Source organism: Solibacillus sp. FSL R7-0668, assembly GCF_038006205.1.
Taxonomy (GTDB): Bacteria; Bacillota; Bacilli; order Bacillales_A; family Planococcaceae; genus Solibacillus.
The window spans coordinates 643,745-657,565 of the sequence record NZ_JBBOUU010000001.1 but is presented as its reverse complement, the minus strand read 5'-3'; the positions used below and the strand labels follow the sequence as shown (position 1 = coordinate 657,565).

6 protein-coding genes are annotated in these 13,821 nt (G+C 38.1%); all 6 read right to left on the bottom strand.

The annotated features are described in order from the left end of the window. Positions 1-202: 202 nt before the first annotated feature. Positions 203-2,701, bottom strand: coding sequence for an S-layer homology domain-containing protein (locus tag MKX47_RS03065; protein ID WP_340770989.1), 2,499 nt, complete (start codon positions 2,699-2,701; stop codon positions 203-205). A gap of 288 nt (positions 2,702-2,989) precedes the next feature. Next, positions 2,990-4,912 (bottom strand): stalk domain-containing protein, encoded by a 1,923-nt coding sequence (locus MKX47_RS03060; protein ID WP_340770987.1) that lies wholly within the window; start codon positions 4,910-4,912, stop codon positions 2,990-2,992. A 512-nt stretch (positions 4,913-5,424) separates the two neighbouring features. Beyond that, positions 5,425-8,250: an S-layer homology domain-containing protein gene (locus tag MKX47_RS03055; RefSeq protein WP_340770985.1), complete on the bottom strand. Its 2,826-nt coding sequence runs from the start codon at positions 8,248-8,250 to the stop codon at positions 5,425-5,427. Positions 8,251-8,763: 513 nt separating this feature from the next. Then, on the bottom strand, positions 8,764-10,581 hold the full coding sequence (locus MKX47_RS03050) for an SH3 domain-containing protein (protein WP_340770982.1): 1,818 nt from the start codon (positions 10,579-10,581) through the stop codon (positions 8,764-8,766). An 89-nt stretch (positions 10,582-10,670) separates the two neighbouring features. Further along, complete coding sequence (locus tag MKX47_RS03045) at positions 10,671-11,786, bottom strand: phosphodiester glycosidase family protein (RefSeq protein WP_340770978.1); 1,116 nt, start codon at positions 11,784-11,786, stop codon at positions 10,671-10,673. A gap of 193 nt (positions 11,787-11,979) precedes the next feature. Beyond that, positions 11,980-13,584 carry a S8 family peptidase gene (locus MKX47_RS03040; protein WP_340770977.1) on the bottom strand — a complete coding sequence of 535 codons (1,605 nt, stop codon included), beginning with the start codon at positions 13,582-13,584 and terminating at the stop codon, positions 11,980-11,982. Between the last annotated feature and the right edge of the window lie 237 nt (positions 13,585-13,821).

Here is a 13,821-nt window from a genome sequence, read left to right as displayed (position 1 = left end):
GCGCATGGGGGGATTCGCAAATATATTTTAAAAGTCGCAAATAAACTTTGAAAATCGCAAATATATCCTAAAATTCGCAAATAAACTCAAAAACTCACAAATATAATCTGAATTTCGCAAATAAACCCAGAAATTGGCACATATCGATCTCCCTACTGCACGTATCACATCGCGCCGCATGGACTCACTCGCTTTACGCTACTTATTTCTGCAAAATCTTTGATAGGAATGTTGCAAATTCGGCACGCGTGATGCTGTTATTTGGTTTAAAGGTATTATCCGGATAGCCACCTGTTAATTGATTTGAATAGACCGTCGCAATGGCGTCATAGGCCCAGTGCGAGCTTGGCACATCCTTGAATGGTAATTGCGCTGTGCCTGATAGATTGTAGGCACGCTTTAAGATTGTCGCCATTTCGGCACGTGTTAGCTTGCCATCTGGACTGAACTTACTTGCTTCACGACCTGTTAATATACCTTTTTCTGATACTGCCGCAATCGCCCCGTACGCAAAGTGATTCGCCTTCACATCATCAAAGGCCACCTTATTCGTAGATGAAATACCTAGTGCACGTGCAATTATTGTAGCTGCCTCTGCGCGAGAAATCGTGCTTTCTGGCTTGAATGTTCCGTTTGGATAACCTTTGACTAATTCATTGGTATTTAAATATTCAATCGTTGAGCTTGCCCAGTGCGATAATTTTAAGTCCGTATATAATGGCTCCTTATAGTCGTCCTTATAAACAGCCTGTAATTGATCGAAGTAAAGCACGCCTTTATTTTTATTTGAATCATTCGGCTCTGTTACATAAATACGATCGAACTTTATCGGTAATGCTAATGTTTGCGGGACCTCAGCCGTAACATATTTCCAACCTGACCAATCGAGCTTCCCTTGCTGTGTGAAATCAAGGGTATGCTTTTGTCCACTGCCATCAATAATCGAACCGCGCAACCAATGCTTCGCCGCATCACCATACACCCAAACACCGATTTGCTTCGGTAAGCCTTGCATCGTAATTGGTGATTTTGCTACAGCATATGCCGCTTTTGTACCTGATTCTGCCGTTGTGAAATCATAGTTAAGCTTTAAGGATGACTGACCTTCGCGGAACGGTTCAGCCTTAGAAGCATTGACAATTGATGCCGTCGCTTTTGCTGTGTTAACCGTCCAATTTGAAGTCACGTCAAATGAATCTACCACTTCCACCGCTTCTGGCGCTTTTGTTACCTTTATAGCAAACTCGGAACGTATGCCATTATAAATAGCAATAATTTTGCCGGTGCCCACTTTTGTCGCTGTAAAGCTTGATCCATTGAATGTACCGATACCGCCTTCAACGGACCACTTCACCTGATCCTTTTGAATTGTAGCGGGGTTTAAAAATTCATCATAGGCTAATGACACATCTGCTGTTGCGGTTGTTTCGATTGTCATAGAGCTTGGAAGACCCGTAATTGAAAAGGCCTTTACTGTTCCTGCAGGCGCGTTATTAATAACTTGAAGCGTTGCAGAAACTCGGCGCTCGCTGCCATCAGAGGGCTGGTTCACAAGGGAAGGCGCCTCTTGACCTGGTGTACGCGCAACCATTGTTGTAGAACCGCCACCGTCTAGGTTGATCGCGTATTTTGCCCCTTTTGAAATTAAGTAAGAGGCTAAATCTGTTAAAGACGTACCATTACTATAGCCGCTTTGACGTCCATCCACTGTTACTAAAAATACCTTTTTCCCTGTAGCATCTACTGCTACTGCTGTACGGTCGCTGCGTGTTTTGACAAATGACGAATCAGTTGGCATCGAAATATTGACTTGGCCATCCTTCACTAATAGTGGACCCGCCGCTAAAATGAATTTCGCATTTTTCCATTTATCATCAATATTTAAATCGACTTGAATCGGTGCCCCTACTTCAAGTGTTGCCTTTAATTGCTCTGCTGTTGCTTTGTCTTGAATGGAGATGACAAATCCATCCGCTGGTACGGCAGTGTCACCTGATTGCCCGTATTCTGTCACACTTTCGACTGTCCCTGAAATGGAATCGCCAAAGCTCAATGACTTCGTGCTTTTCGAAGCGCCTGTCACGACAATTTCAAGACCCCAGTTATTCGTGCCTGTTGAAGCCTTATCAGCCGTATAGAGCACCGTTGTCCCTGCGACACGCTCTGTATTAATGCGGTCTATCTTAATTTTTTGACCTGCCGCCGTAAAGGATAAATCCGTTGTATAATAATCGGCAATTGCCTGACCCGAAGCCGTTACGCCAAATGCTACCGGCTGCTGTGTCGGGCTGTTTGCGTTTTCACCTAAAATACCATAATTGACGATGACATTATCATTCACTAATAAATTTGCTGGTAAACCATTGCCTAAAAAATAAGATGCGTTTGTTGCACCTACTACTCGATGGCCTTCATAATTATGTATTTTCGCAATGGCAGAAGTTGTTTTTAGGGAATTGATTGGATCGGGTATTCCCACTTCTAATGAGGTGTAGGGGTTGTTTAAATCGATATTCAAAAAGTTGACAACCTCTTTTGTCTCTGCTGATTGATATTGCTCTTGTATATACTCTACACCCGGTGAAATGGTTGTTGTTTTATTCGTTACTTTTTTGTCAAATGCTGCTTCACTATCTGCTACAAAAAACGTAGCCTGTGCAGCAACTACTGCCACAGCAGCGGTCACTATTTTTTTGTTCACAAATCTCTCTCCATTTCTATTACAGTCTATCTCTCAAAAGGATAACATACTATTATCGTGAATGGCGGATTTTCAATAAATTGAAATATACGTTATAGAAAATTAATATTTCGAGTGTACTAGCTTTATAACAAGAAAAAAGCAGATAAGGAACGCTCCCTATCTGCCTTTTCACTTTATCTCGCATTAAGAGACAGTAAGATACCAATTTCTAACTGTCCCTAAAAGCCCGATTGGTGATAGCTAATGCTAGTTGGGGAATAATCCCCCAACTAGCAAAGTTTCACTTTATCTTGTTTCAACATAAATCGCGACTGGTAAATTACTACCGCCTGCGTGAATGATTTCTAAATTGATGACATCCTTCGCTTTTTTCGAACGGTGTACAGGTAATTGTACATATTCTTCACCTGGCTTTAATGTCGGGATTAAATATGTTCGTCCATTCATTTTCACCGCACCACTATATACGCCACCGCGTCCTGTTATTTTCACAAGGATATATTTCATTTTGCCAGAATCATTGACAATTGGAATATCGACTTTATAAGACATGCCAAAATGTCCTGGGTTGCCAACTGTGCCATTCATTTTGTCTAATGAATTTTCATCCGTTAAGAAATGGTCAGTTTTCCCGTTTGAAATATTATAGCCCACCTGCTCGCTATCAACTGTATAGGCTGGTAAAGTTACCTTTAATGCCGAGCTTGGCCATACGCCACGTGGATGTGCTGCATATTTATTAATAGGGACAACTGGCGAATGAATCGTTTCTAGCTTTGGCTCATCATCTAAGCTAAGTACTGTTCGAATTGTATAATTCACTGCAGCGCCTGATACGGAGCGGATATCAAAATCATGGGTAAATCCGAGTAAATAATTTTTACCAAGATCATAGGTTTGGATAATTTTCGTTTCACCCGGTGCAATGGTCATCTTGCTTTCCTTTGCATCACGTAATGTATCGGTTAATACCGCATCTGATAAAGGTAAGCCTACATCAAATGTACTCCAGCTATTACTTGTTGTTTGTGAGATCCCTTTTGAGTTCGTCACTTGAATCTCAGAAGATGATGTGTTTTGAATCGTAATCCCGATTTTAGCGCGACCGTCTAGTTTGTTAATATGCCAACCATAGACACGGTGCTCTTTTGTCGCGGTAACACCTTGCACATGATTTTCCGCTAATGTTTCATTAGCATTTGTAATAATTGACGGAATTAACTCTTCTGGGTTATCACTGACCATTAACTCACGATTGCCATCTAATGCTGCATTTTCAACTAATTGCGGTACATTTAAAGACCCATAGGATTTCTCTAAAAAGTCACTTGTTAGTATGTAGTCATACAACGAAATATAGATAGTTTTATCTTCTTGTACATAGCGTAAGGAACCACCATTTTTAAATGAATCTACAATGAATTTCACCGGTACATACATTTCACTATATTGAATAAATGGCTTCTCGCTTCCTGAATAGAGCTCACCATTAACATAAATTCGATTGCTGTTGTCTGTGAAGCTAAAAGTTAATCCTGAAATCGTTAAATCAAAGCTTGTTTCATCTACCCACTGGCTAAAGCTATCCTGTAAATAATCACTGAAATAACTTGCCGGGATATACATGCGTCCGTCTTTTGTAATTGGTGACAGTTCCATTTCGATACGCTGATTGTTCATATATAAAATATGCTTTACTTCAGGTACGACTGGCACCTCTGGAACTTCCTCTTCTGGACTTTCATCATCTGGTGCTTCGTTTAAAATTACTTCTACTACTTTACTTTCTTGATCCCAATAAACTTGTCCGTCTGAATTTTCACTGACAAAGCGCATTGGAATATACGTACGATCTTTGTAAATCATTGGGGCAACGAGTAATTGCGCATTCATGCCATTTACTTTTGCCGTTTTTGAATCAATCGTCAATTCAACAATTTGACCATTACGCTCACTTGTCGCTATTTTATCTATCTGATTCCAACTTACCCCTGCGCCAATTGCTTCATAAAAACCACGCATCGGTAAAAGAATTGTCCCATTATTATTTAAAATAGGATCTTGGAAGGAAATATATTCTCCGTTAATAATTACTGTCACTTTTTGCTCAACTAAATTCTTATTTTTTTCTGCGGCATAGCTTGGACTTCCATAGAACAAACTCATTGCCAATACTGCCGTAAACAGTACAGCAAGATATTTTTTCATCTTTACACCCCTCACACTTTTCAAGTCTTTCACTATGATAACACACAGTTTTGCTTAGATGGGAATAAATCCTATGTAATATTCGTAAAAATTTTGGGTTTTATTGGTATTTCCATTAAGGTATGCAATGTTTCTTGATTGGAGATTGAGAATGATTTAAGTTTCACTAGGATTAATTGAACATTCGCAAATATATTAAGAAGGTCATAAATAAACTCAAAATACCGCACGTTTTTTGCATAAATTCGCACAGTAATAGGGAAAAATAGCACGTATTCTTTACAGTAGCTCATGGCTGAATTAAAAGTATTCTCCCTTATAACGTGAATCAAAGCTAATTCCAGGATATTAACCAAAAATTATGGTGATGGGTCTTGAACACTGATGCCTTAGAGAAAATATAACTATTCTTTCTAAGCAAAAAGCTTGCCGGAGAATAACCTCCGACAAGCTTTTTAGCAAAGATATAGATTGCACTTTGTTTCAGTTAGTGCAGCATTGTATTAATACTATTACTTAGTTGCAGTAAGAGCAGCACCTTTGTTAATTACGTTTCCATTAAGGTCTACTAATTGTAAATTAGAATCTGCTAATTCAACTGTAATTGTTTGAGCAGTGTTATAAGAATCAATGCTTAATACAATTTTATTACTATTCGCACTGTTAGCTACTACATCGTGCGCTACTGTAGCACCATTAACTTTTACTACAAAGTCGTCTTTTAATCCAGCTGCTACTGAAGTACCAACAGCAGTTAATGTTTCATTGAATGTTAATTCAATTTGGTTTGCCGAATCAGTAGCTACTGCACCACCATTTAATAATTTTGCAGTTTTTAATTCTGGAGCTTTGTTATCTTTTAAAGTGATAGTTTTCACTAATTGTAAAGTTGAAGCAGTTGGAGCTGAATCATTTAAACGTACTGCTTTACCTGCCTTTGTAGTTAAATCTTTAGATACAGCAAATTTGTAATCTGCATCCGTTGAAACTACAAATGTAGATGGTAATGTAATTTGAACTTTGTTTTTAGTTCCAACAAATCCAATTGTAGTGCCAGCTGGTAATGCTGCATTGTCTAATGAATAATTAGCTGCATTTAATGCTGTTTCAGTCATTTCTTCACCGAAGTTAACAGTAATCACGTTGTTGCCAGAAACTAAAGTATTAGAAGCTACAATAGCACTTTCAGATAATTCAAGAACACCAGCAGCCGAAGCATCTTTTGTTACAAAAGTTGTAGTTGCAGCGTTTTTATTATTTGAACCGTCCTTTACAACTCCAGCAGGTAAAATAATTTCGTATGTGCCTTGTTTATTTGCATGGTCAGCAATCGTTAATACTAAATTTTCACCCGATACTGTTACAGCAGCAGTTTGTAAAATACCGTCTGGATCTTTGACAGATACGCTAGCTACTGAAGCTGTAGTAACTGCTTCAGTAAATGGTACTGTAATTACAGTTGCATTACCTAATGCAGCAATTGTATTTAAGTTAGCTGACTTAACAGCTGGAACATTAGCATCTTTTGATAAAGTTACTGAACCCGTAGAAGTAGTACCAACTAAGTTAGCAGTATCTTTGAACGCAGAAACTTCATAAGAAACAACCGCTTGAGTTACACCAGTTGGGAATAATTCGTTACCAGCAATATCATTAATTTTTACAGTCCAAGTTTTTGAAGTAACAGAACTTGTATCGTTTGTTGTTGTTGCTGTGTATACAGTTGAACCTTTTGTAACTTTAACAGTTGGTTTTGTTACAGCTTCATTGAATTCAATAGTAAATTCATTTGAAGTTGTTTCACTTGCAGTTACTTTAGAAACAGTTGGCGCTGTTACATCTTTAGAAATAGTAAAAGTACCTGTTAAAGTGCTTGCTTCTTTACCTGCTTTGTTTTCTAAACCTACGATTGAAACAGAGTGATTACCTTCCGTTAAGTTGGCAGGAGCCGATAAAGTTGCTTTATAAGTGTACGTACCTGCATCAGTAGCTACTGCTGTGAATGCGTTTGAAGGAATTGATACACCATCAACTTTAACAATGGCCTTAGCAAAGCTTACTTCTTCTTTAAATGTTACTTGTAATTCTCCACCAACATACTCAACCTTTGCTAAAGATGGTGCAGCAGCTTCTGTTGCAGTAAAAGTCGTCTCAAATTTAGCTAATTTAGCATATTTTTTGTCAACAACGTTTTGGACTGTAACATTATAAACTACAGCTGGTGTTAAAACATTTGTTAAACGTACGATTGCAGATTTACCATCTTCTTGTAATTCAACATCAGCAACGGCATTTGTAGTAACTGTGAATGGCGCTTTCGTTTCAACAGTATAATTACCTGCAGCGATTGCTGAATCTTTATTAACTTCTTTATTGTATTTTACTAAAATTTCAGTCGCATTAAGTTGTGTTACTGACTCTACAGCTAATACTTTTGCATCTTCTTCTGCTTTTGCGATGACAGCTTTAGTAGTTTCGATAGCCTTTTTAGCAGCAGCGATTGCTTCGTTAACTTTAGCAGCTTGCTCTTCAGTTACTACTTCTTTAGCAGCTTCTAATGCAGTTTCTAATGCAACAATTGCAGTTTCAGCAGATGTTACTTCAGCTTTCGCAGCTTCAATTTCTTCTACTTTTACTTCAGTATTTAATGCTTTTACAGCTTCGTCTAAAGCTTTAGTTGCTTCTTCAACAGCAGCTACTAATTCAGCTGAGTTATCTGTTGCAGCATCGATTGCACGAGTTAACATTACAGCGAACTCTTGACGAGTGATTGAATCGTTAGCAGCTAATTTGTCGCCTTTACCGTTAATAACGCCGTTTGCTACAGCAGTTGAAAGGTAAGCCTCAGACCATTTACCTGCTACAGTTTTAGCGTCAGCGAATTGTGATAAGTCCGCTTCACCTTCAAAACCATAAGCTTCAACGATCATTTTTGCAGCTTGTGCACGAGTTAATTTGCCGTTTGGAGCAAATTCAGTAGGTGTCATACCGTTTACGATACCAGCGTTTGCTACTGCAACTACATATTCTTGGAACCATTGACCATCTTTAACGTCAGTGAAGTTTTCAGTACCCTTAGTATCTAAATCTAAAGCAACTGTGAACATTTTTGCAGCTTGTGCACGAGTTACATCACCTGTTGGGTTGAATGAACCATCTGGGTTACCTGTAATTACTTCTTTAGCTGATAAAGCTTCTACAGCATCCTTAGCCCAAGATGCAATTTTACCCGCATCTGTGAATTCAGCAGCTGAAGCTACTGGTACGATTGCTGATGCTACTAATGCAGCAGTTGCAGCTGTCGCAAAGAATTTACGACCTGTATTTTGTTTTGACATTATATTTCCTCCTAAGACGTAGATTTTGCTTCAATACATAATTGAAGCAAAACAATAAAATTCACCATAATTATTCTTTTTTCACTATGTATTCCAAAAGAAAATGGCTGTTGCTTACGCTAACGAATTATTTTTAACAAATTTCTCTGCTCAACAATTCTATTTAATTATAACATACATTTAATAAAGTACTAACTATTAATGTTACGTTTTTATTAATATTCCATTACAAATGTTAGAAAAAAGTTAGTAATGATGTTATTTTAATACAAACTAAGGGTATAGAAGGTATTAATTACTGATAATTGTATTTATTCCAGACAATTGTTTTTTATTAAAAATCCATTATATATTATCTAAAAATAAGATATTCATCTTTTTTTTCGGCACTCTCTCTTATTTACAAAATAAAAACACACGAAAAAATTCAAATGAAAGAATTTTTCGTGTGCCTTGATTTAATTTGAACTTGTCACGGCGGTAATACGAACAGAAATTCCATGCTGTTACTTCTTACTTCCTAATACGTTTACGATAAAAATAATACGACACTGCAAAAACACTTATTACTAGTAGCGCTCCACCTAATAACGGCCACCAACTTTTCGTCGGTTCAGGTTCCGCTTCAAATTGTGCCGATGCTTCCTTCTTTGTTTCTGTTATTTCTATTACTTGTGCTTCTTCAGTTTGCTGTGCTTTTTGCTCTGCAGATAGCTTTTGAATAACATCCAAAGAATTTTCATACACACCAAATTGATCAACATTTAAATAATTTAGCGAATCTACCGTATCGATATAGACGAATTTCACATCCGATTCAAAAGGCAATCTTTTTAAGAGTACATATCCTTGCCCTACTTTATTCCCTGCAATAAGCATGCTTTCATTTGTAGGTGAAACCTTCATCTCTATAGGCATTTCATAATCCGTGTAATTCAGTGCAATATAGCCATTTTCTAATGTTTCGATTGCTACTAACTGACGATAAATGTATGTTTTAGTTTGAGTTTCTTCTATTATATTTGCTACATAGCTTTCCTCGGTCATCAAATACCCTGTATCGTTCGTCAACTCATTAAAATCGTCTGGCTTCATTTTCACACCGTAAAAATCGTAAATTAGTTGATCGATGGGAGCTCGTTCATATGTAGTAGTCGTTTCATTATTCGTTATGAGTAACTGTGTTGAATCGAAGCCTGTCATACCGTTTGCAATTCCGCGCTGTACCGCTTTAAAATACGTCAGCATATTTCGATCAAGCTTACTTTTGTACGGAATTTCTAAATCAACGGATTGATCAAGTAGATACTGAATTTTATCTAGCTCCGATTGTTCCGAATCCAATTGCTTTTCTGGTAGAGCTGCCTCAGCTAAATCCAATAATTCCTTCTTCATGCGATTGCTATCAAATTGAAAGCGTTCATTTAACGTAGCAGATTTATATTGATCATCGTAAATTACTTTCACCACTTTTGATTTTTCATAAGTTGAAAATAAGTCATGATAGTCCTGCTGCATTAATGTATTAGTTTTCCCACCCTTTGACAAAGCATAATTTTCTAAGTAAATCGATTCGTCATACTCATTTTTTAGCTCGGCACCATAATAATCCTTCGAGGCAACTTGCTCATAGGTAAACGTTTGCTCATCCACAGCGCCCGCTCCTGCCCCCAATATAAAATACGACTTTATATAATTATTCGCCGTGATTTCATAACTTTCTTTCCCTGCACTTGCCTCAAAATAGTCTGTTTTGGCTTGATTGTTTAATTGCTTAAGCTTGTATTTTTCCTCATCATTTGTTTGAGCATGATGGTATAGGTAATAGTTGTCGCCATTTTTTAAAACGGTTAAGCCGCTTTTACTATTTTTCTGATAAATCAATTGTTTACCACTATATATGTATTCCTCGTACACACCTTTCGATGGATTTGAATCTCGAATGATATAAAGATCCTCGATGCCATCCTGTGTAAAGTCCGCTACCAATCCGTATATAATTGGATCTAATTTTGTAAGTTGCTGATAATAGCTTGCATAAATAGACAGCAAATCAGCAGTAAAAGGCGCAATGGTTTCGCTCGGTACCCATCCTAACCGACCTTTGTAATCGACTTTCACCCAATTATCTTGTTGGCGCACAAATTTCACCCGCGCACCCTTAGATAATTTCGCTACAATCATTCCTTTTTCATCTGCACTTGCTGTCATGGATACACCATTTGTCGTTGTTACGATGTATTGCTGTACTTCCTCCTGCGCCATGGCAAACGGATTTGGCAATAGCACAGTAAAAAGTAACACACTTAACATCATTTTTAAAAATTTCATAAGCTTCCTCATCTCACATCATTGTTCTAGTTTTATCTTACCAAATGATTGGTAGAGAAAGTGAGACATAATCGAAAACTTTTACCCGATTACTTCACTAATAGTCCGACTGCAATATCGCGGCCTGGTGGGGTGATGTATTTGCCCTGTGCATAAAGACCACTTGATGCACCACCGTCTGAATTCATCGCATCCACTGCGCCTAATTGCTTCATTGCCGAAGCCAACTGCTGCACAGTTGCCCCTGAAGTTGTCACGAAAATAAGCTGACGATTTGGCAAAATCCCAATCGCACTTCTCGCACCCGGTGAGCTTAAAATTTTATGACTTGAAAAGCCTTCTGCAATCGGGTCAACCGTTACCGAGCCATTCGTTACTAAACTCGGTCCTACTTGAATGGCTTCTTGTACATTGCCCTCTTCAAAAAGCTTCATAAATTTGTCGCCTGGTAATATGCCGACATTGCCATCTTTCAGTACATAAAACACCGAGAATTTAGTGTCAAATACCTTTACACGTTCGCCGTTCATCACTAAGCCGTTGTACACGGTGCGATAGCTCGAATTCGAATAAGCATCGAAGTAATTTCCGTTAATAGCAACCTGTGCATGATGCTTTTTGGCGATGGCAGCTAACGAACCAACCGAACCTAATTTGTCATTCGCAAGCTCCACATGTACCGATGTATTCGGCGCTAGTAAATTCACCGAAACGACATTCAGCGTTAGCTTTTTCCCACCCGCGTTGACGGTTTTCTTAGTCACCGCTACTTTTGGCTTGCTCAAAACCTGCTCTGGGTAAACCGAAACCTGATATGTATTTTCCCCAACCTGATAGGAAACTTCCTTTTTCGCTTGATTCCAATTCATCGGTGTATCAAATAAAAAGGCCACCTCACGTACAGGAACATATACCGCGCCTTGAATCATCTTTGGCTGTGTATCCATTTGGCGAATGAATTGACCCGCACTTTTAATCTTTTTACTTCCCAGCGTTAGCTTGTACTTATTGTCGATTGTCACGACTTTACTCGCATTATCCCAATCAACCGTCACCGAAAACGTATCCGCAATCATACGCAGTGGGACAAGTGTTCGGTTGGAGCCGTCTTCTACAACACCGTAGGAACTGGCATATGTACTTGGTGTGTGTAGGCTAAAGCTCATAAGTAACAGGAATAATGCTGTAAGAATTATTTTCTTCATTTACTAAACTCCTTCAAATTTCCAAAATAGTCTATACGCTTTATATCGGTTTGTACAGGGAATTTCAAACAGCACGGAGCTAATTTAAATAGACTCTATATTTTTTAACCAAATTTAAAAAACAGAACATTGTAAATGAATACATGTTCTGTTTTTTTACTTGTCATTTCTTTGATCATTTCTTATAGCGATATTATTGATTCAATCGCTGTAGCAATGCCGTTTTTAATTCGGATTGCGGTAGCCGTTGGATTTCGAATTTCGCCTGTGTGTAATGATTTTTAGTTTTTGATTTTTCATAGCGCTCGAGCTTTGTTATTGCTGGTTTGGCTAAAGATAAAAGCCCCTCCTGTAAACGTGCCTCTAACTGTGCTTTTTCAGGTACTTTAGGTACTTGAGCTAATGCTTCATTTGCATTCTTATAAGTCATGTTTGACGGGCTGCGTTCAAACGTCTTTAGCAATTTTTCAGCATTCTTACTTGCTGCTACTACCGCCGTCTCTATTTGCTTAAATTTTTCAGCTTTAAAACTAGCATCACGGACGTGTTTCAAGCTATTTGTTAACTCTGTATATTGCTGTTCTGTGGGCGTATTTAGAAACGCTTGTACGTTGGACTCAATTAGTTGGCGCTCTTTATCATTTTTGGCTACTAATTGTTCTGTTTGCGTATTTAGCTGAAATTTGGGCATACCAAATCCGTACCATTCATCGTAGCCTAATGAGCCTAAATCATTCGCATAAAGCTTTAAACCTTCATAAAGCGCATCTCCATTTAAAAATGGAAATTGCTCCATCATAAGTGCTAATACCCCAGTAATATGTGGAGCCGATAAGGAAGTACCTTGATAGGTTGCATATTGCCCATTTAAAAATGTACTGTAAATTTCTTCACCTGGTGCAGCAAAATCATTAAACGGACCTGTACTACTGAATGATGAACGTTGAAGGCTTTTTCCTACAGCCGACACCGCAATCACTTCTTCGTGACGTGCCGGGTAAATCATTGTATTTTCTGTGCCTTGATCATTTCCCTCATTGCCACTAGCAGCAATAATTACAATCCCTGCTTGCTTGGCACGCTTGATTGCTTCATGGAGTGCCTCACTATACTCTATATCGCCAAAGCTTAAATTGATAATATCCATGTTTTCTTTAATTGCCCAATCGATCCCTGCAACAACTGTTTCCACATCGCCAAAGCCATCATCCCCAATTGCTTTGACCGCATAAATTGCTACGTTTGGTGCAATTCCAGCCACCCCAAAATCATTATGCTGGGCAGCAATAATGCCTGCAATATGAGTGCCATGTCCATGCATATCTTGATAGTTATCCCCTACAAATGATATACCACCTGCAATCTTTAAATCCGTATGACTAGCAATACCCGAATCAATAATTGCTACTTTTACCCCTTGTCCAGTAATGCCCGCCTCCCAAGCAATTGGTACATCAATCGTCTTCAAGTTCCAAAGATCCTTCTCAGCTGAATTGACGGTTGCTATTTTAAATGGAGTTTGAGACTTTAGCGCATATCTTTGATTTTCCTCCATAAAAGAATACACGCCTAAATCATTCAATATTTGTAAATTTGGTATCGAGATATTGATGGACAACATATCTAACGTCTCATAGTCATATAACACCTCTGATGCTAGTTGCTCTATTTGCCTCTTATCTTCTTCTGACCGATACTGAATCATAATCGATTCTTGCGTTTGCGCATAGGTGTGTGTGCTAAACATTAGACCTATTAGGATTATTGGTAATAAGAATGAAAAAAACTTTCGCTTCACTTTGACACTCCTCACTTAATACACTATTTCCCATTATTTTAACATAAAATAGCTATTTGTACTGACCGAATAGTAAATAAATAGAACCATTGCCAATCAACTTTATTCCTATAACCGCCTATTTTGGGGAAATATGATTTATCACTGAGTTCTGGGGTTGTTTTTCACAATTATTTATAGATAGGCGGTATGAATGAGTACTTTACGTGGAAATATGCTCGATATTTGATTTTTATG

Bases quoted from the DNA above. Each gene is read 5' to 3' on its own strand.
- MKX47_RS03060 (WP_340770987.1), bottom strand. From the start codon at position 4,912: ATGAAAAAATATCTTGCTGTACTGTTTACGGCAGTATTGGCAATGAGT.
- MKX47_RS03055 (WP_340770985.1), bottom strand. From the start codon at position 8,250: ATGTCAAAACAAAATACAGGTCGTAAATTCTTTGCGACAGCTGCAACT.
- MKX47_RS03050 (WP_340770982.1), bottom strand. From the start codon at position 10,581: ATGAAATTTTTAAAAATGATGTTAAGTGTGTTACTTTTTACTGTGCTA.
- MKX47_RS03045 (WP_340770978.1), bottom strand. From the start codon at position 11,786: ATGAAGAAAATAATTCTTACAGCATTATTCCTGTTACTTATGAGCTTT.